The sequence below is a fragment of the Bacillus cereus group sp. BfR-BA-01408 genome, assembly GCF_022663305.1.
GTDB lineage: Bacteria > Bacillota > Bacilli > Bacillales > Bacillaceae_G > Bacillus_A > Bacillus_A pacificus.
On the sequence record NZ_JAKUFF010000079.1, the window covers coordinates 1 to 18,402 of the forward strand.

An 18,402-nucleotide genomic window follows, 5' to 3' on the forward strand; every position below is an offset into this window, starting at 1 on the left:
CACATTTTATAGTATATGTATCGAAGTTGTTCCTCCCTAATTTATAAGACATTCCCCAGTGTCTTGAACAACTTCCATCCCTAATTAAATTGACATAAATTGTCCCCTTCCCTAGACCATCCTGTGTGATGGTCTATTTTGTTTTCTAAATAGTTTATTTAGCTTTTTCTGCTTACTTTCGTAAAAGCAATCTATATTTAAATAGATACTTTTCATGCAAAATATTCAGAAAATATTGTCAAAATAGGTAGTTTTTCGGTACAATTAATGTAGAAAGTAATTTCACAAAAATAAGGAGGGGGTTTTATTGAAACAAACAAAAGCAATCTTAATTGCATTATTTCTCGGTTTAGTTGTCGGACTCACTTTAAATTTAGCTGCACCATCCATTTTTGAACCATTAAATCAATATGTGTTCAATCCACTTGGTCAATTGTTTATTCGCCTCATTAAAATGCTAGTTGTCCCTGTTGTATTCATTTCTATCGTACTTGGAGCTGCTGGTCTTGGGGACCCGAAGCAACTTGGAAGAATCGGTTTAAAATCAATTTCATTCTTTCTTGTAACTACAGCCGTTGCCATCTCTATTGCAGTTACATTTGCACTGATTATACAACCAGGATCTGGTGGTAATTTTAAAACCGAAGGGCTTAAATATGAAGGTGCAAAAACCGAAACATCTTTCGTCGATACATTGCTAAATATCGTACCAGATAACCCAGCAAAAGCAATGGCTGATGGAAACATGTTACAAATTATTGCCTTTGCCGTATTAATTGGACTTGGTATAGCTATTTTAGGAAAACGTGTCCAAAGTATTCATTCATTACTTGAACAGGGCAACGAATTAATGATGTATCTCGTTAATCTCGTTATGAAATTAGCTCCAATCGGAACATTTGGGTTGCTTGCTTCATCCGTCGGTAAAATGGGTCTTGCAGGCGTCGCTGCGATGTTCAAGTATATGATTGTCGTTATGCTAGTACTTATTATTCACGGCGTCTTCGTATATGGTGGCTTATTAAAAGTATTAGCAAAAGAAAGCATTGTCCGTTTCTTTAAACATTTCGGACCAGTAATGGCGATTGGATTTAGTACATCTAGCTCTAATGCATCTCTTCCATTTGCAATGAAAACCGCACAAGAGAAGCTTGGTGTTCCAAAAGCAATCAGCTCTTTTGTACAACCACTAGGTGCAACAATTAATATGGATGGTACTGCCATTATGCAAGGTGTAGCAACTGTATTTATCGCTCAAGTATACGGCGTTGAACTTACTATTTCCCAACTAGCTGTAGTCGTATTAACTGCTGTACTAGCTAGTATCGGCACTGCTGGTGTACCAGGTGTTGGCCTTGTAATGCTGACGATGGTTTTAAATCAAGTCAATCTACCGGTAGAAGGTATTGCCTTAATTATCGGTATTGACCGCATTCTAGATATGTCAAGAACAGCTGTAAATATTTCTGGTGATGCAATTTGTGCAATGATTGTCGCAAAATCAGAAGAAAAATATAATACAGATCAATCTGCCGCATCTTAAATCAAAAAAAGGAGTGAAATGATTCACTCCTTTTTTGATTTACTTCCCTTTTTCGAACGATATTCTTTTCCTTTATTATCGTTACCAGTTTCAAATTCTGCACTAAACTCTTGTTGAAATTGCCCTGATTTCGGTGAGCCTTGATTTCCGCTCCCTTTACTACCATTTCGATTTGTCATATTTCTGCCCCCTTCCTTTATTAGTAGTATGTTACATATTTTCTTTTTTATAATCTTTTACATACGAAAAAAGACCTTCCTCATATAAGGAAAGTCTTCTTTTTCGGAGTGTAAGCGTTTTCTTACTTATAATAACTTAAATAAGTTTTTTAGAAATAGATATCATTATATTCATTTCTTCTTCTGAGAGCGTAGAAAATCTTTCTTGCAAATATTGTTTTTTTGCACCTTCCATTTTTGCAACTAAATCTTTTCCTTGTTCAGTAATCTCCAAATATACAACTCGGCGATCTGACGTAGAACGTGAACGAGTTACAAAACCTTTATTAATTAATTTTTCTGTAACAGCTGTAATATGACTATTCGACACATTTAACTCATTCGCCACACGTGATACCATTTCTTTATTCGTACGATTCAATATTCTAAGAACGATGAACTCATTCCACGGTATGTAACCACCAAATATTTTTCCAATATCATTACGCAACGTGCGGAACATAGCAAAAACATTTGTCGATAGTTCTTCCATTAATTGCTCTCGATTTTGAGACAACTTTGACAGCCCCTTTTATTTCATTTGATTAAATAAAAACCTTATTAATAATTTTACATGAAATCTTACTTTTTGTCACCTTATTTTCCCATAATTCGTAGTTTTTTAATAGATATTTCATGATAAACTGAAGTTGAATTTCCAAAAAAAGGAGTTAGGATAATGGGTGAAGAAGACAAATTTTCGAATTTCAATCTAAAAGATAAAACTTTGATTATTGGTTTTGTTATTCTGTTCCTCATTGTAATTCTTGCATTTATATTTTTTGTATATGTAGGAATCTTTCATATTACTGGTGTAGAGTATAGGTCGCGCACTGCCTTACTTCTATTTTTTTTATTAATTACTTTCTTAGACGGTATTACATTTTTCATCTTCGGTTTCTTCAAGGCACTGCTATATCCAATGACACAAAACATGCCAAATTGGCTTTCTATTACTCTTTTCGCAATCATTGAAATTACGCTAGATTGGTTCGTCATTCATACCGCTGACGATTGGATAGAGAGCGTGCAACTATCCAACATAGCTGAATTATGTGTCGTACTATTCTTTTTCCTATTAAGTAAATTATTAAGTGACAAGAAAGAGTAAGAATACAAGCTTTTCTATATAAAAATTGGTACAATGAAAACAAATCATACGAAAGAGGTGTTACTTATGAACTTACAAAAATGGGCTGATAAAGGTATGTCCTTTGATACATATGTGAATGAAATGAAAGTAAATCAATACGAGCTACTGCACATTTACAATAACTTTTTAATTCCAAATGAATTACTTCCTGTATTAGAAGAACGTCAAAATGATGGCTGGCGTGTTATCGTATTAACAGCTGATTGGTGTGGCGATGCTCTTTTATGCGTGCCTGTTATGAAACGAATTTCTGAAGTTGCAAATATTGATATGTCATTATTAATTCGCGATGAAAACTTAGAATTAATGGATCAATATTTAACAAACGGAACAGCACGTGCGATTCCAATCTTTATTTTCATTGATAAAGATGGAAACGAACAAGCCGTTTGGGGACCACGTGCTCCAAAAGTACAAGAGTTAGTAACTTCAATGCGCGCTACATTGCCTGAAAAAGAAGATCCAACATTCGAAGAGAAACAAAAAGAAATGTACGCTAATTTCCGTGCCACATTAGCTGATGACACTTCTCTTTGGGAACATGTAATGGAAAGCATGATTGAGAAAGTAGTAAAATAAAACCTGCCGATTTCGGCAGGTTTTTTATTAAGCAAAATTACAATCCTTTTTCTGAGAATATGCAGCATCTACGCACTCTGCTAACCGTTCCATTTCACCCATATATACTGCACGGGTCATCCATCCAGTCAACTTATACATAATCTTATATAAAAAATTCTTCGGTTCAAATTCTATAATTAAAGTAAGTGATGTACCTTCCTCATCCTCTTCTAACATATAAGTTGCGGCTGTATAGCCTTGCTTCATTTCACATCCAATTGATACGATATAAGGTGCTTCACACTCTAAAATTTCTGCCTCAAACTCATATATTTTCTTCCCCATCTTTTGCACGGATATATATTTATCACCTTCACGAGGATTATTTACATCTACATGTGGAGGATACCTATTTTCCACCATAAAGGTACTCCATTCCATTATTTTCTCGTCATTATTTACATAATCAAATACAACATCAATTGGTGCTGGAATTACTATTTCTATTGCAAAACTCACTAAACTGCCCCTCTCAAATACACTATCGATTTCCTTAAAATTATTATATCGACATCATTATGTCATATTTCATATGGTGAAATACAAGTATATGAGAGTAAAAATTTTCTCTCACGATAAAAAACACCCTATAGAATAGACTTTTTTCAAATGTCTATTCTATAGGGTGTTACCAAGAATTTATTTCTTACATAATGAAGAAATAGAATACCGCAGCTAAAATGAAACGGTAGTAAGCAAACGGTGTTAGTTTTACACGAGATAATAATTTTAAGAATGAAACAATTGCAAGCATTGCAACAACGAACGCCGTAATAAATCCTGTTGCAAATAGCGGTATATCAGCCGCACTTAATATATCCCAGCTTTTAATTAAATCTAAGCCACTTGCAGCTACCATCATTGGTACTGCTAAAATGAATGTATATTCAGCTGCCGCTGTATGTGACACGCGAGCTAATAAACCACCACTTATTGTAGAACCAGAACGAGAAAATCCTGGCCAAAGCGCTAAACATTGGAACATTCCGATTGTAAATGCTTGCTTATATGTGATTTCATCTAATGTTCTTGCTGTACTTGGTTTCGAAAACTTCTCAGCAACAATCATTAAAATACCACCAGCCACTAAGCTAATGACAACTGGGCCTGGCCCAAATAAAACTTCTTTAATCGCACTATGGAACAATACGCCAAGTACGCCGGCAGGAATCATTCCGATAATAATATGTAATAAATTTAACGATGGTCCGTCTGTTACTTTCCCTATACCTACTAAAGACCATAGACGCTTCCAAAATATAACTACAACTGCTAAAATCGATCCCAATTGAATAACAACTTCGAAAACTTTCGCTCTCTCATCGTCAAATCCAAGTAAATGACCTGTTAAAATCATATGCCCTGTTGATGAAACTGGTAAAAACTCTGTTAACCCTTCAACAGCACCCATGATTATTCCAATTAACCAATCAGCCACGAGTAGTGCCTCCTTAATAACTAATAATATGTAATTTTTTCATACCTTACCATAATACCTTATCCCCTTTCAAAGTGCATCCTTTTTTATAGTCAAACCGTAGTTTTAATAAGCTTATTCCTTTTCTATTTTTTGATTAAATTGTATGATAGTAAGAGTTTTCTTTTTTACGTAGAAAGGGGATTTTATGAAAGAAACTAGTACATTCTCACAAAAATTAAAGCAATTTGTATTACTATTTTTCCCGATTTTTGTTACGCAAATGTCATTATTTGCAATGAGCTTTTTTGATACAACAATGTCAGGACATGCAAGCCCTATTGATTTAGCAGGGGTTGCTATCGGAACGAGTATATGGATTCCAGTTAGTACGGGATTAACAGGTATTTTGATGGCTACAACTCCAATTGTTGCGCAACTCGTTGGATCCAAGAAAAAAGAAGATGTTCCCCAAGTCGTCATACAAGCAGTCTATTTAGCAATTTGCGCTAGCTTCGTCGTTATGCTTATTGGATTTTTCGCTGTTACACCCATTTTAAATGGCATGCGATTAGAAGAACCGGTAGAACGTATTGCAGCACAATTTTTAAGTATTATCGCAATCGGAATTATTCCTTTATTTACTTACACTGTTTTACGTGGATTTATTGATGCATTAGGAAAAACTCGCACAACGATGATTATTACGTTACTATCATTACCTATTAACGTAATATTAAATTATGTATTAATTTTTGGGCATTTCGGTTTTCCAAAACTCGGTGGTGTCGGAGCAGCAATTGCTTCTACAGCAACCTATTGGTGCATTTTAATTATTACCGTTATGATTATTCGTACGAAAGAGCCTTTTGCATCTTTCCATATTTTTAAACAGTTATATCGCCCTTCTCTTTCTAGTTGGAAAGAGTTCTTAAAACTTGGCGTCCCTATCGGATTTGCTATCTTTTTTGAAACGAGTATTTTCGCTGCAGTAACACTTATGATGAGTAATTTTAGTACGACAACAATCGCAGCTCATCAAGCAGCTATGAACTTCGCTTCCTTGCTATATATGACGCCTTTAAGTTTAGCAATGGCAATGACTATCGCTGTTGGATTCGAAGTTGGAGCGAAACGATATAATAACGCAAAACAATATGGGTTTATTGGGATTGGCTTAGCACTTGCATTCGCCCTATTATATTCCATTCTTCTTTACTTCTTTGATGATGAAATTGCTTCTATTTATACAACAGATATACAAGTTCATCATTTAGCAAAAGAATTTCTTATATTTGCGATTTTATTTCAAATTTCAGATGCAATTGCAACTCCTGTACAAGGGGCACTACGTGGTTATAAAGACGTAAACGTTTCCTTAATTATGACATTAATCGCTTATTGGGTAATCGGTCTCCCTCTCGGTTACATATTAGCAACGTATACGGACTGGGCAGCAAAAGGATATTGGATTGGTCTTATTATCGGTTTAGCATTTGGCGCCACCTTCCTTCTTATCCGTCTCTTTCAAGTTCAAAGAAAATATACAATAGAAAACCGCCGCTCACGATAGAGGGCGGTTTTCTTTATGCATATTTTTTCTTTAAACGTATAACATAATGAAAAAGAAAGGTGGATACATATGGACGAAAAAGAAAAAAAGCAATCATTCGACGAAGAATTCGCCCCTGAAATTTCACCTGGATATCGGCAAGATGTACATAAGCCACCTAAATATAAAAACACTTCGTTTTTAATGGGTATTACCATTTTTGCTGCTGTATTACTCGTGCTTATCATTTTCGTTTATTTTTGATGAAAGGTGGTTTATTATATGAAGAAACAAAATTCCAATCGTTCAAAAAGAATTGTGAAAACAGAAAAAGGGTATGCAGGTGATTCGGTTCTTACTCAGAAACAAGTCGAGCAAGGAAATTTATATATTGCTCAAAAAGAAATTGGTCAACAAAATGAAAACCTTTAAAATCCCTCGAAGAGCTGGGGGATTTTTTATACCGCTATTTATAGCATATTTATGGTACTGGTTCATGTTTCTCTTTATTGTACGTACTGTTTTTGTTCTAACACTTTAAATATATGATTAACCTTTACAATTTTCATTTCATAATTCAATTTCATTTCGCTTCTCTTACCATTTTCAGTACCCGCCACGTACGCTACAGTTTGATAGAGAAAACTTTCATCCGTCACTTCACGTATCTCCTCGTTTGTAAATTTATACTCTAAATCCTGAAAACGATTTGGATAATAATTTTTTATTAATTGCTCATACCCTCTATTTACAAATATTTCTTCACCTTTTCGTTTCACATCTTCTTTATTATGAAATTCAAAAACTGATAGTTGTTCTGCCGCAAAATGTTCTCCTACCTTTTTCATTTCATTATGAGTTAAAACTTCTATGCTTTTGTTCTTTAATTCCTTATTTAATCCGTACTGATCAATCGGTTTATAGCTAGCAAAAACTTCTTCTTTATATGACCAAAACAGTCCAAAAACGATACATAGAGAAATGATTACTATTCTTTTCTTCGTAATTCTCCCGCCCTTCTTCATAATGATAGTTATATTTTAACATATAGAAAGAAAATTCTGATATCATGGAGTGGAATAACTTAACTTAGAAACGAGGAACAATTATGGACTCTTACAAACAATATATTAAAGAAGCTCTACCTAATCTTTCTATACATTCCTATAAACAAAATGAGGAAGGATGGGATAATGTAGCGATTATAGTAAATGATGAGCTACTGTTTCGTTTCCCGCGAAAACAGGAATATGCAATGCGAATTCCATTAGAAAAAGAACTATGCACACTTCTCTCTTGTTCACTACATGAAATTGAAGTTCCAAAGTATCACCTATTCTATGAAAAGAATACTGATGCTATTCCGCTTTGTAGCTACTATACTCTCATTCATGGTGAACCTTTAAAAACAGAAATAGTTACTACACTAGAAAAACAAGAACGAAAAGCACTTATTACACAATTAGCAACTTTCCTTGCTGCTCTACATAGTATTCCTTTAAAAAGTGTTACAGCGTTAGGATTCCCTATTGAAAAAACACTTACCTACTGGAAAGAGCTACAAGCTAAATTAAATGAGTATGTTACTAACAGTCTAACTTCGTTCCAGAAATCAACCTTAAACCGTTTATTCGAGAATTTCTTTGCCTGTCTAGCTACATCTAAATTTCAAAATACAATCATTCACGCCGACTTTACACATCATCACATTTTATTTGATAAACAAAATAAAACCATTTCAGGGGTTATCGATTTTGGTGATGCTCAAATTGGAGATCCTGCCTTTGATTTTGCTGGGCTATATTATGATTTCGGACATGAATTTACTACATCAGTATATGAACAATACAGTACACTTACTTCACACCATGATCCATTACTCATTCACCGCATCACAAGTTTTTATCAATACAGTCCTTTACTACATAATATGATTTATAACTTTGAAACAAAGAATGAACTTGAATTTCTAGCAAGTATAGAACAACTGAAAGTAATACTGCAGGGATGAGATTACATTCTCTCCCTATATTCCCTCTCCTCATACATCATTAACTTTTTATCCATTTCAATAATGACTTTATATAGTTGAAATGCTTGTAAAATTTGCAGTTGAATCCCAAAAGGAGCATTCTGTTCTTTTAACCATTGAAATACTTGCGTTTCATCTTTCATTGATTATTCCTCCCTTTATTAAAATCTGCTACAAATATACGGTACATGATGAAAAGCTTTTCATGTCAATAACAAAAAAGAATGCAACATTGCATTCTTTAATGTACGATATTTTTCTTCTGTTTCGCTTCTTTCTTTACTTCTTCCCCTTGGCATTCACTACGAAATGCACAACTTATACACTCAGAACGAAAATGACGCTCTGTATAATGCTCAGGTTGCTGTAACATTTCTTTCATTCTAGATAAATGAGCCATTCCAGTTACAATATCTTCCGGTTTCGGAATGTAGTCATACGTAGTTCCTTCTATTAAATTAATAACTTCAATTTTCCCTGGAAGAATGCCGAAAGCTTTATAACTAAATACTGTCATTAACTTTTGACAAAGAGCAAGCATTTCCTCATCCGCATCGACAACATACTTTTTAATTACAAACGACTCAGTACTCCACTCACCAACTTCTAATGTCAATGACATGTGGACACCTAACTCTTCCATATATGTTTGAAATTTTTCATATAAAAATAACGGCGGTGTCTGACTATCATCTCTTTCAACAAACTGTAATAAGTGATCCGTTAGCTTCGCTAACACAATGTAATACTCCATCTTCGAAGCAAACATATTAATCCTTACTTTTTTCCAATACTTTTCTATTAATATTAAAAGTACAATTTTCGTTTGTTGGCCTGCCGGTAGTGTGTAATATTCGTTAATAATTCGATTCACAATCATTTGTGCGATTTGTTGCCATTCAAACGAAGAAGGTTCTCTTCTTTTTATATGACGAAAATAAAATTTATGCGGACAACGCATAAAATCATACAAATGATAATCTGTCATCGTTTTAATTGCGATTTTCTCATGCACTTGCTCTTCATCTCCCTTCTGCCATTAAGAAAGGTGTTTTACAAATTCAGCTCCAAACTGTAAACATTTCTCTACATCTTCATCTTCTGGCGTTAATTCTACTTTTAATCCTTCTAACACAACTTCTGCCCCGCGTTCTTTTAGCTTTTCTATTAAAATGTCAACTGCCACGCCATATTTTGGATAAGCCGAATCACATGATCCGAATACTGCCGCTTTTTTCCCAGTTAAATCAATAGAATCCATTGCGTCATAAAAATCTAAGAAATCATCAGGAAGGTCACCATCTCCCCAAGTGTATGCACCTAAAATAATTCCATCATACTGTTCTAACATAGAAGCTTCTGGTGAATCCATAATATCAATCACTTCAATTTCATTTTCAGTTTCACGAATCACGCCGGCAATATGATCAGCCATTTCCTCTGTATTTCCACTCATGCTTGCAAAAATCATTACTAACTTACTCAACTGAACCTCTCCCTTTACTTTGTATCTCTTGTTCTGTTTGAATGCTCTTCTTCTCATCTACATATTCAGAACGAATTACATTTCGTTGCCATTCCATATGCTGATCAACTTCTTTATTTTTATCTTTTAATCCCCTCCGTAGAAGGTGAAATTTTTTTCTCATTAACATGTCGCATCCATCCTATTGATAATAATTATCAATTTCAACTACTTTTAGATTAATTGACATTGATTATCACTGTCAACAACTTTTTTAAAAAAAATGATTAAAATGTACAAGCTTGTCCGTTAGCTATTCATATACTATAAATGAGCATAGTTCTTTCTCAGCCCTCTCTGACGGAAAGAAATAAAAGCAACTGCGATAGAGCGCAGTTGCCTTTTTTTATCCCACTTTAATGGGCAGTAAAACCCCCACTGATTAAAGTTTCACTTTATACTTTTCTATGATTTCAATAATCTCATTGTTGTCTCTAAAAATAATTCCACTCCATAAATGAGAGCTGATTCATCTACATCAAATTTTGGATGATGATGCGGGTAGCAAGTATCTATCTTTTTATTACCAGTCCCTAATTTAATAAAACAACCAGGTGCTTTTCTTAAATATGCCGAAAAATCTTCTCCTCCCATAGAAGGTTCAAGCTTCACAACACGCTCATTTCCAAACAAATATAGTGCACTTTCTTCTACTACTTTCGTAATATATTCATCATTAATAACCGGATCATATCCATATCGATACGAATATGTATACGCCCCTCCATGTGCTTCTGTAATTCCTTTCACGATTTTCTCAATTTTCTCTTCGGCTTCTATCCTTAATGCTTGATTAAATGAACGAACAGTTCCCATTAAAGTTGCTGCACTAGGAATAATATTATCAGCCATCCCCCCATGAAACTGCGTAACCGAAACGACTCTTTGCATAAAAGCACTTGTATTTCTTGATACAATATGTTGTAAATTTGTAATAATCTGTGCTCCGATAGCAATAGGATCTATCGTTTCTTCTGGCCTCGCCGCGTGCCCTCCTTTCCCTTGAATTTCAACTGTAAATACGTCTGGTGCAGCCATCATCGGCCCATACGCAATGCCTATCTTCCCGCTCTCAAGTCCTGACATAACATGTAAACCTATTACATAATCAACACCATCCATTACGCCTGCTTCAACCATTTCTTGTCCCCCGCCGGGATACACCTCTTCTGCATGCTGAAAGAATAGACGAATCTCACCTACAAAATTTTCCTTTATATTTGATAGTACTTCTGCTGTACCCAACAAAATAGCCGCGTGAGCATCATGCCCACATGCATGCATTACACCTTTATTCACAGACGTATAAGATTTACTTGTCTCCTCTTGAATTGGCAACGCATCTATATCAGCTCGAATCGCAATCACTTTCCCTTGTTCGGTTCCTCTTTTAATTGCTAGTACACTATACTTCGTCGGTCTCGTTACTTCAAAAGAAGAAAATGAGCATACTGTATCATATATAAATTGCGAAGTTTCTTTTTCATGAAACGATAATTCTGGATACTTATGGAAATACCTTCTCCATTTCACGATATTTTCTTCCGAAATTAGATTCTTCCACACTCTATCCATGATAATTTCCTCCTTTTTAAAAGGGCTAAAAATGTAAAAGTTTACTTCGTCTCGAATGACTCATAAGCACAAATACTATATTTTACGTATTCTTCTAGTCCACTTTTATGTATTCACACAATCCACTTCCTATTTACATATCAAATCCATTACAAATTGATGCTGAATGTAATATAATTGCTAAGTTAGGGATTTTCTTTTTTAGTATTTAGTGCTAATATCAGAAAAGAGCCTTTTGACTTATTTTTACCTAAAATGTGGAATTTTGTTTTTTTCACAATAATGTAGGACATGATACCTACAAAGAGCTATTATTTCATTAAGAGAGGGAAAGACATGGAAAGATTAAAAGAGATATGGTCTCGACCACTCACACAATGGGTTGCAAAGACGGTTTATTACCTTGCAATTTTATTTGCATTACTTTGGTTGTATGGATTCCATGATACAAACACAAGTACATTTATTTACAATGAATTCTAGGGTGGGAACGTTATGAAGTTATTAGAACAAATTGAAAAGTGGGCTATTGAAACGCCTGATCAAACTGCTTTTGTTTGGCGAGATGCGAAAATTACGTACAAACAATTAAAGGAAGATTCTGATGCGTTAGCACATTGGATTTCTTCTGAGTATCCAGATGATCGTTCACCAATTATGGTGTATGGCCATATGCAACCTGAAATGATTATTAACTTTTTAGGATGTGTAAAAGCTGGACATGCTTATATTCCTGTAGATTTATCTATCCCAGCTGATCGTGTACAACGTATCGCTGAAAATTCTGGTGCGAAACTACTTTTATCAGGAACTGAAGTAACTGTAACTGATTTACCAGTTCGCATTGTAAGTGAGGACAACTTAAAAGATATTTTCTTTACTCATAAAGGGAACACTCCAAATCCTGAACATGCGGTAAAAGGTGATGAGAACTTCTACATTATTTACACATCAGGAAGCACAGGTAATCCGAAAGGGGTTCAGATTACTTATAACTGCCTTGTAAGTTTTACAAAATGGGCTGTAGAAGATTTCAACTTACAAACGGGGCAAGTATTCTTAAACCAAGCACCTTTCTCATTCGATTTATCTGTCATGGATATTTACCCATCATTAGTAACAGGTGGTACACTTTGGGCAATCGATAAAGATATGATTGCACGTCCAAAAGACTTGTTTGCTTCTCTAGAGCAATCGGATATACAAGTATGGACTTCCACACCATCTTTCGCAGAAATGTGTTTAATGGAAGCATCTTTCTCTGAGAGTATGCTACCGAACATGAAAACATTCTTATTCTGCGGTGAAGTGTTACCAAATGAAGTAGCTAGAAAATTAATTGAGCGTTTCCCAAAAGCAACAATTATGAATACGTACGGTCCAACAGAAGCTACTGTCGCTGTAACAGGTATTCACGTTACAGAAGAAGTGCTTGATCAATACAAATCACTTCCAGTTGGCTACTGTAAATCAGACTGCCGCCTTCTTATTATGAAAGAAGATGGAACGATTGCACCTGATGGTGAAAAAGGTGAAATCGTAATTGTCGGTCCAAGCGTAAGCGTTGGATATTTAGGAAGCCCTGAATTAACAGAAAAAGCATTTACTATGATTGACGGTGAGCGCGCCTATAAAACAGGCGATGCTGGCTATGTTGAAAATGGTCTTCTATTCTATAATGGTCGTCTTGATTTCCAAATTAAGCTGCATGGTTATCGAATGGAATTAGAAGAAATTGAGCATCATCTTCGTGCGTGTTCTTACGTAGAAGGAGCAGTTATCGTTCCAATTAAAAAAGGTGAGAAATACGATTATTTATTAGCGGTTGTTGTTCCTGGAGAACATTCATTTGAAAAAGAATTCAAATTAACATCTGCAATTAAAAAAGAACTCAATGAGCGATTACCAAACTACATGATTCCACGTAAATTCATGTATCAATCTTCTATTCCAATGACACCAAATGGAAAGGTAGATCGCAAAAAATTATTGAGTGAGGTTACAGCATGACCGCATATGGATCATTTTATTTTTTCGCTATAGTGGGCATTTTATTAATACCTACTATCATAGCTGGATTAAAAGGTAAAATGTTGCGTAAATATAATGCAGTATTAACATTAGTCATGATCGCTATTATCTTCTCAGATAAACCGAAGCAAGCGATTATGTTAGCCGCATTTATTATTTGGCAATATGCCCTAATTAAAGGCTATTTAATTTTAAGAAAACAAAATAATAGTACATTCATGTTTTGTATAGCTGTTATTTTATCGATTTTGCCACTTATTTTGGCGAAAATCGCACCATTTGTACCTGAATTGCATTTTATTGTTTTCGCAGGTATGTCTTATGTAACATTTAGAGCTGTACAAATGGTCTTTGAAGTTCGTGATAATTTAATTAAAGAACTTTCCTTCTTTAATTTCTGGGAATTCGTTTTATTCTTCCCTGCGATTTCAAGTGGACCTATCGATCGTTATCGTAGATTCCAAAAAGATATCCAAAAGCCACCTAGTGCTGAGGAATATCAAAATTTACTATATACAGGGCTTAATCGTATTTTCCAAGGTTTTCTGTATAAGTTTATAATCGCGCACTTGATAACAACATACCTTGTAAAGGCAGTATTCGCCAATCAAGATACACTTTTATCTAATGTGATTTTTATGTACGCTACTAGCATGCAGTTATTCTTTGACTTTGCAGGTTATAGTGCGTTCGTAATTGGTATCAGTTATATGATGGGAATTAAAACTCCTGAAAACTTTAATAAGCCATTCCTTAGTCGTAATATTAAAGACTTCTGGAACCGCTGGCACATGAGTTTATCATTCTGGTTCCGTGATTTTATTTACATGCGTTTCGTCTTTTTTGCAACGAAGAAAAAGTTAATTAAGAACCGTTACACTATTTCGTATATCGGGGCATTTTTAAACTTCTTCATTATGGGAATTTGGCACATCCAAGGAAGCGCTGTTGCGCAGTATGTTATTTATGGTCTATATCATGCCGCACTGTTTATTTTATTCGATATTTTTGAACGAAAAAACAAGAAGCATAAGTTTTGGCCAAACAATAAATTTACACACGTCCTTGCGATTGTAATTACGTTCCACGTTGTATGTTTCGGTTTCCTCATTTTCTCTGGACACCTTAACAGATACTTTTAATGCACCCTTCTTATACCATTAAGAAGTTGCACATATAATATATTTCGGATATAAAGGAGATTTTAAAAATGGCAGAATTCAAAGAGCAAGTATTAGATATTTTAGAAGAAGTATGTGAAAACGATATTGTAAAAGAAAACTTAGATGTTCAATTATTTGAAGAAGGTATTCTTGATTCTTTCGCTGTAGTATCTTTATTAGTTGAATTCCAAGAGCGTTTAGATATTGAAGTTTCTATTTCTGATTTTGACCGTGACGAGTGGGCTACTCCAAACATGGTTATTAAGAAGTTGGAAGAAATCCGATGAACAAAGCAAAATTTGGTCCGATGCTTTTAGCATTGGCCCTTTTTGCTGTATTCTTACTTATTCCAACGCGCTTCCTACTTCCACTTTTAAGTGATGAAAAAGTAGAACAAGCTGCCACTTCTTTAAAAGAAGAAAAGATTCAAAGTATGATTTTACAGCAAAAGATGTTAGCAGACTCGAAATACCTTCCGATGTATGGTTCATCGGAATTCGCACGTATGGATGCTTACCATCCATCAAATTATTTCAAAGTAAAGCCTGAAGGATTCACACCATTCCTACTTGGACGTGGCGGAACACAAGACCTTGTACATGTATTAAACTTTGCATCTACGATGGATCAATTGAAGGATAAGAAAATGGTATTCGTTCTTTCTCCGCAATGGTTTGTGCCACAAGGTATTGATGAAACACACTTTGCACCTAACTTTTCAAAGCAACAAGGTTACCACTTCATTTTCAACGATGATGTAAAACCTGAAATGAAAAAGCAAATTGCAAAGCGTTTATTAAACTTTGAGATCGTTAAGAAAGAAACTTTACTTAAAATTTCGCTTGAAGGTATCGTTTACGATGATACAAAGCATAAAATAAAAGCACTTGCTGCTAAACCTTTCGCTTATATTTATCGTAACATTTTAGATCGTAAAGATTTATTTACAGCTATGTTTAATATTAAACCGCATAAAGAAAAACTTGACCCGTCATTAAAACAAATGAGCTGGGAAGAGGCTCGTAAACATGCAGATCAAACAGGTGCAGCAGAATCTGGATCTAACAATTACGGTATTGAAGATGGTTACTTCAACAGCAAAATCAAGAAGAAATTAAAGCAACGTGAAGGCTACTTAAAAAATGATGCTTATGATCAATCGCCAGAATATGAAGATTTACAAATTGCACTTGATTTATTAAAACAATCTGGTGCAAAACCACTCTTCATTTCTGTTCCTGTAAAAGGTCCTTGGTACGATTACGCTGGCTTCCCGAAAGAACGCCGAGAATTGTACTATAAGAAAGTTCATGAGCAAATTGAGAAAGCTGGCTATCCAATTGCCGACTTCTCAAATCATGAGTATGATAAATACTTCTTAAAAGATCACATGCACTTAGGTTGGAAAGGCTGGGTTTATATTGATGAAGCCATCCAACAATTTTATAAAGCAAACTAAAGAAAAGACCGCTTGAATTATTCAAGTGGTCTTTTTCTATATATATTTTGCAATTGTTCAATTACGTTATCTGCTTCTTTCATCACTCTCTCCACTACATGCTGAGCTGATTCTATTCGTGCTAATGATGACGCTTGTCCTGCCCAAAGTGACATATATTCTCCATTATTTTGCTTTGCTGCTTGTTGGCGTATTTTAGAGGTTAATACATTTTGCACCGGATACATCGGAAGGTCTTCTTCTTTCCCTTCATGCTTCTCTATAAATTCATTACGAATACCTCGTGCATATTTCCCGGAAAACGCACGAGTCACAGTTGTACTCGTATCTGTACTACGTAAAACCGCTTTTTTATACACGTCATGCGTAATACTCTCTTCACTCGTTAAAAAGGCTGATCCCATTTGAACAGCTTCTGCTCCCAGTGTAAATGCTGCAACAAGCCCTTGCCCGTTCATTACACCACCTGCTGCAACAATCGGGATATGCGGAACTGCTGCTACTAACTGCGGAATTAATGCGAACGTCCCAATCATAGCGTCCTGTTCTTTCCCGATAAACGTTCCTCTATGGCCCCCTGCCTCACTACCTTGACCGACAATAATGTCTACTCCTAATTCAGCAAGTACTTTCGCCTCTGCCACATGGGTAGCTGTTCCGATGACTTTTATTCCTCTTCTTTTCAAGTCATTTATTTCTTCTTTTTCTAACATTTGAAATGCAAAGCTAACGACTGGCACATTTTCTTCTACTAACACTTGTAATTGTTCTTTATAACTTTTTGGAAGCTTTAACTGTTCTTCTTCCTCTATACCCAATCCTCTATTCACTCCGCTAAGTAATCCCTTGGCCAAGTTTATCTTCTCTTCTTCTATTTGTATCTCTTTCGTTAATAGTAAATTAACACCGAAAGGCTTATCTGTTCGTTCCCGTATTTTATAAATCGCTTCACGAATTTGTTCTGGGCTCATATAGCCTGCTCCAAGCGTTCCTAATCCTCCGCTATTACTCACAGCTGCAACGAGTTCTGGCGTCGTAATCGCACCCGCCATACCTGCTTGAATGATGGGATACTTAATTTGTAATGTATCTATAACTCGGCTTGTAAACATCATCTCTCCTCCTATTCCCTTTATATCTTCTTTATTTGACAAACTTTCCCCTTCTTTTACAAGGGTTGAACTTCCTATGAAGCGAATATATTGAAAGTGAAGGAGGCTGAAAACAATGATATATCCAAATGCATTACAACAAGGTGATACAGTAATGATTATTGCACCGTCCGGCCCACCAACAATTGAAAATGTATTAAAAGGTGTAAACGTACTACAAGAAATAGGTTTATCTGTAGTAATCGGGAAGAGTGTTTATGAGAAATATGGATATTTAGCTGGAAGCGATCAAGTTCGGCTCGATGATATACATGAAGCATTTTCAAACCATGAAGTAAAAGCCGTTTTCTGTGCACGAGGTGGTTACGGAAGTGCTCGTCTCCTCCCCCACATTCAATATGAAATCATTCGGCAAAACCCAAAAATCTTTTGGGGATATAGCGATATTACAGCTTTACATACTGCTTTTTCACGTTATGCAAAGCTTGTGACATTTCATGGCCCAATGGTTGAAGAATTAGGGAAAGGTGTAGATTCTCTTTCTTTATCTTCTTTCAATCAACTCTTTCATCCGTATTCAACCATTTTATCTGCATCAGAATGTATCGTACCTAGCCCTTCCCATACAGTTACAGGTCAGTTAGTTGGAGGCAATTTAGCGGTGTTAACGAGTATCATTGGCTCCTCCTACGAGATAAATACAGCCAATAAACTTTTATTGCTTGAAGACATTGGGGAAGAACCATATCGCATTGACCGTATGTTAAATCAGCTACTTTTATCTGGAAAGTTTAATGAATGTAGTGGTGTTATTTTTACAAGTTGTCATGACTGCACTCCTTCTAAACCATCTCAATCATTGCAAACAATACTATATGAATATTTCACTTCATATGCTATACCTGTCCTATTCGGTTTACCGATTGGACATATAAGCCCAAACATTGGGATTCCTCTTGGAGCTACAGCGACAATAAATACAAATAATAAAACACTCTCTA

At 35.2% G+C, this 18,402-nt stretch carries 24 protein-coding genes; 13 read left to right on the top strand and 11 right to left on the bottom strand.

Annotated elements, in window-relative coordinates:
* Positions 1-307: 307 nt before the first annotated feature.
* Entirely contained in the window at positions 308-1,543 is a 1,236-nt protein-coding gene (locus MR083_RS22595) for a dicarboxylate/amino acid:cation symporter (RefSeq protein WP_000814819.1), read from the top strand.
* Positions 1,544-1,566: 23 nt separating this feature from the next.
* Here MR083_RS22595 and MR083_RS22600 read toward each other — a convergent pair whose 3' ends face one another.
* Together MR083_RS22600 and MR083_RS22605 are read right to left on the bottom strand one after the other, a co-directional pair.
* Positions 1,567-1,722, bottom strand: coding sequence for a hypothetical protein (locus MR083_RS22600; RefSeq protein ID WP_000184931.1), 156 nt, complete (start codon positions 1,720-1,722; stop codon positions 1,567-1,569).
* Between the two features lie 136 nt (positions 1,723-1,858).
* Positions 1,859-2,278, bottom strand: a complete 420-nt coding sequence (locus MR083_RS22605) for a MarR family winged helix-turn-helix transcriptional regulator (RefSeq protein WP_000081439.1) — start codon at positions 2,276-2,278, stop codon at positions 1,859-1,861.
* A 162-nt stretch (positions 2,279-2,440) separates the two neighbouring features.
* On the opposite strand from MR083_RS22605, the gene MR083_RS22610 reads away from it, so the two are divergent.
* Both MR083_RS22610 and MR083_RS22615 read left to right on the top strand, forming a co-directional pair.
* Entirely contained in the window at positions 2,441-2,872 is a 432-nt protein-coding gene (locus MR083_RS22610; protein WP_242269868.1) for a regulatory YrvL family protein, read from the top strand.
* 33 nt (positions 2,873-2,905) lie between these two features.
* Positions 2,906-3,493, top strand: a complete 588-nt coding sequence (locus MR083_RS22615) for a thioredoxin family protein (RefSeq protein WP_116733374.1) — start codon at positions 2,906-2,908, stop codon at positions 3,491-3,493.
* A 27-nt stretch (positions 3,494-3,520) separates the two neighbouring features.
* On the opposite strand, the gene MR083_RS22620 is transcribed toward MR083_RS22615, so the two are convergent.
* Together MR083_RS22620 and uppP are read right to left on the bottom strand one after the other, a co-directional pair.
* The gene (locus MR083_RS22620; RefSeq protein ID WP_000006436.1) at positions 3,521-3,994 is read right to left on the bottom strand and encodes an SRPBCC family protein; all 474 of its coding nucleotides are present in this window, start codon (positions 3,992-3,994) and stop codon (positions 3,521-3,523) included.
* 187 nt (positions 3,995-4,181) lie between these two features.
* Positions 4,182-4,973 (bottom strand): bacitracin resistance undecaprenyl-diphosphatase, encoded by a 792-nt coding sequence (uppP, locus tag MR083_RS22625; protein ID WP_000796248.1) that lies wholly within the window; start codon positions 4,971-4,973, stop codon positions 4,182-4,184.
* A gap of 187 nt (positions 4,974-5,160) precedes the next feature.
* On the opposite strand from uppP, the gene MR083_RS22630 reads away from it, so the two are divergent.
* The 3 genes from MR083_RS22630 (at position 5,161) to MR083_RS22640 (ending at position 6,936) form a co-directional block, all read left to right on the top strand.
* Positions 5,161-6,525 carry an MATE family efflux transporter gene (locus MR083_RS22630; RefSeq protein ID WP_062821852.1) on the top strand — a complete coding sequence of 455 codons (1,365 nt, stop codon included), beginning with the start codon at positions 5,161-5,163 and terminating at the stop codon, positions 6,523-6,525.
* Between the two features lie 69 nt (positions 6,526-6,594).
* Positions 6,595-6,768: a hypothetical protein gene (locus tag MR083_RS22635; RefSeq protein WP_000343559.1), complete on the top strand. Its 174-nt coding sequence runs from the start codon at positions 6,595-6,597 to the stop codon at positions 6,766-6,768.
* Between the two features lie 18 nt (positions 6,769-6,786).
* Positions 6,787-6,936 (top strand): hypothetical protein, encoded by a 150-nt coding sequence (locus MR083_RS22640; RefSeq protein ID WP_000744619.1) that lies wholly within the window; start codon positions 6,787-6,789, stop codon positions 6,934-6,936.
* Between the two features lie 74 nt (positions 6,937-7,010).
* Here the strand turns inward: MR083_RS22640 and MR083_RS22645 are convergent, their stop codons facing one another.
* Positions 7,011-7,529: a hypothetical protein gene (locus MR083_RS22645; protein WP_000715247.1), complete on the bottom strand. Its 519-nt coding sequence runs from the start codon at positions 7,527-7,529 to the stop codon at positions 7,011-7,013.
* Between the two features lie 83 nt (positions 7,530-7,612).
* On the opposite strand from MR083_RS22645, the gene MR083_RS22650 reads away from it, so the two are divergent.
* Complete coding sequence (locus MR083_RS22650; protein WP_000379001.1) at positions 7,613-8,515, top strand: aminoglycoside phosphotransferase family protein; 903 nt, start codon at positions 7,613-7,615, stop codon at positions 8,513-8,515.
* 2 nt (positions 8,516-8,517) lie between these two features.
* On the opposite strand, the gene MR083_RS22655 is transcribed toward MR083_RS22650, so the two are convergent.
* From MR083_RS22655 to MR083_RS22675, 5 genes are all read right to left on the bottom strand, one after another.
* The gene (locus tag MR083_RS22655; protein WP_000651114.1) at positions 8,518-8,679 is read right to left on the bottom strand and encodes a hypothetical protein; all 162 of its coding nucleotides are present in this window, start codon (positions 8,677-8,679) and stop codon (positions 8,518-8,520) included.
* A gap of 98 nt (positions 8,680-8,777) precedes the next feature.
* Entirely contained in the window at positions 8,778-9,551 is a 774-nt protein-coding gene (locus MR083_RS22660) for a hypothetical protein (protein WP_000544549.1), read from the bottom strand.
* 24 nt (positions 9,552-9,575) lie between these two features.
* Positions 9,576-10,022, bottom strand: coding sequence for a flavodoxin (locus MR083_RS22665; protein ID WP_000041158.1), 447 nt, complete (start codon positions 10,020-10,022; stop codon positions 9,576-9,578).
* Complete coding sequence (locus MR083_RS22670; protein WP_000929013.1) at positions 10,015-10,191, bottom strand: hypothetical protein; 177 nt, start codon at positions 10,189-10,191, stop codon at positions 10,015-10,017. The genes MR083_RS22665 and MR083_RS22670 overlap by 8 nt, the downstream gene beginning before the upstream one ends.
* 275 nt (positions 10,192-10,466) lie before the next feature.
* Positions 10,467-11,636, bottom strand: coding sequence for an amidohydrolase (locus tag MR083_RS22675; protein ID WP_000376383.1), 1,170 nt, complete (start codon positions 11,634-11,636; stop codon positions 10,467-10,469).
* A 336-nt stretch (positions 11,637-11,972) separates the two neighbouring features.
* On the opposite strand from MR083_RS22675, the gene MR083_RS22680 reads away from it, so the two are divergent.
* The 5 genes from MR083_RS22680 (at position 11,973) to dltD (ending at position 16,289) form a co-directional block, all read left to right on the top strand.
* Positions 11,973-12,119: a teichoic acid D-Ala incorporation-associated protein DltX gene (locus tag MR083_RS22680; RefSeq protein ID WP_000440293.1), complete on the top strand. Its 147-nt coding sequence runs from the start codon at positions 11,973-11,975 to the stop codon at positions 12,117-12,119.
* Positions 12,120-12,131: 12 nt separating this feature from the next.
* Positions 12,132-13,646, top strand: coding sequence for a D-alanine--poly(phosphoribitol) ligase subunit DltA (dltA, locus tag MR083_RS22685; RefSeq protein WP_000770525.1), 1,515 nt, complete (start codon positions 12,132-12,134; stop codon positions 13,644-13,646).
* The gene (gene dltB, locus MR083_RS22690; protein ID WP_000127924.1) at positions 13,643-14,809 is read left to right on the top strand and encodes a D-alanyl-lipoteichoic acid biosynthesis protein DltB; all 1,167 of its coding nucleotides are present in this window, start codon (positions 13,643-13,645) and stop codon (positions 14,807-14,809) included. The genes dltA and dltB overlap by 4 nt, the downstream gene beginning before the upstream one ends.
* 68 nt (positions 14,810-14,877) lie before the next feature.
* Positions 14,878-15,117: a D-alanine--poly(phosphoribitol) ligase subunit DltC gene (dltC, locus tag MR083_RS22695; RefSeq protein WP_000807310.1), complete on the top strand. Its 240-nt coding sequence runs from the start codon at positions 14,878-14,880 to the stop codon at positions 15,115-15,117.
* Entirely contained in the window at positions 15,114-16,289 is a 1,176-nt protein-coding gene (dltD, locus tag MR083_RS22700; RefSeq protein WP_001030280.1) for a D-alanyl-lipoteichoic acid biosynthesis protein DltD, read from the top strand. Before dltC ends, dltD begins: the two co-directional genes overlap by 4 nt.
* A gap of 17 nt (positions 16,290-16,306) precedes the next feature.
* Here dltD and MR083_RS22705 read toward each other — a convergent pair whose 3' ends face one another.
* Positions 16,307-17,401: an NAD(P)H-dependent flavin oxidoreductase gene (locus MR083_RS22705; protein WP_029141086.1), complete on the bottom strand. Its 1,095-nt coding sequence runs from the start codon at positions 17,399-17,401 to the stop codon at positions 16,307-16,309.
* A gap of 115 nt (positions 17,402-17,516) precedes the next feature.
* Between MR083_RS22705 and MR083_RS22710 the strand changes: the two genes are divergently transcribed.
* The coding region (locus MR083_RS22710; protein WP_242269869.1) for a S66 peptidase family protein at positions 17,517-18,402 on the top strand (886 nt) is incomplete at its 3' end.

Coding starts and splice junctions, on each gene's coding strand:
- dltB (WP_000127924.1), top strand. CDS start 13,643: ATGACCGCATATGGATCATTTTATTTTTTCGCTATAGTGGGCATTTTA.
- MR083_RS22640 (WP_000744619.1), top strand. CDS start 6,787: ATGAAGAAACAAAATTCCAATCGTTCAAAAAGAATTGTGAAAACAGAA.
- MR083_RS22600 (WP_000184931.1), bottom strand. CDS start 1,722: ATGACAAATCGAAATGGTAGTAAAGGGAGCGGAAATCAAGGCTCACCG.
- MR083_RS22655 (WP_000651114.1), bottom strand. CDS start 8,679: ATGAAAGATGAAACGCAAGTATTTCAATGGTTAAAAGAACAGAATGCT.
- MR083_RS22670 (WP_000929013.1), bottom strand. CDS start 10,191: ATGTTAATGAGAAAAAAATTTCACCTTCTACGGAGGGGATTAAAAGAT.
- MR083_RS22705 (WP_029141086.1), bottom strand. CDS start 17,401: ATGTTTACAAGCCGAGTTATAGATACATTACAAATTAAGTATCCCATC.
- dltD (WP_001030280.1), top strand. CDS start 15,114: ATGAACAAAGCAAAATTTGGTCCGATGCTTTTAGCATTGGCCCTTTTT.
- MR083_RS22650 (WP_000379001.1), top strand. CDS start 7,613: ATGGACTCTTACAAACAATATATTAAAGAAGCTCTACCTAATCTTTCT.
- MR083_RS22610 (WP_242269868.1), top strand. CDS start 2,441: ATGGGTGAAGAAGACAAATTTTCGAATTTCAATCTAAAAGATAAAACT.
- MR083_RS22615 (WP_116733374.1), top strand. CDS start 2,906: ATGAAAACAAATCATACGAAAGAGGTGTTACTTATGAACTTACAAAAA.
- MR083_RS22645 (WP_000715247.1), bottom strand. CDS start 7,529: ATGAAGAAGGGCGGGAGAATTACGAAGAAAAGAATAGTAATCATTTCT.
- dltA (WP_000770525.1), top strand. CDS start 12,132: ATGAAGTTATTAGAACAAATTGAAAAGTGGGCTATTGAAACGCCTGAT.
- MR083_RS22680 (WP_000440293.1), top strand. CDS start 11,973: ATGGAAAGATTAAAAGAGATATGGTCTCGACCACTCACACAATGGGTT.
- MR083_RS22635 (WP_000343559.1), top strand. CDS start 6,595: ATGGACGAAAAAGAAAAAAAGCAATCATTCGACGAAGAATTCGCCCCT.
- MR083_RS22630 (WP_062821852.1), top strand. CDS start 5,161: ATGAAAGAAACTAGTACATTCTCACAAAAATTAAAGCAATTTGTATTA.
- MR083_RS22675 (WP_000376383.1), bottom strand. CDS start 11,636: ATGGATAGAGTGTGGAAGAATCTAATTTCGGAAGAAAATATCGTGAAA.
- dltC (WP_000807310.1), top strand. CDS start 14,878: ATGGCAGAATTCAAAGAGCAAGTATTAGATATTTTAGAAGAAGTATGT.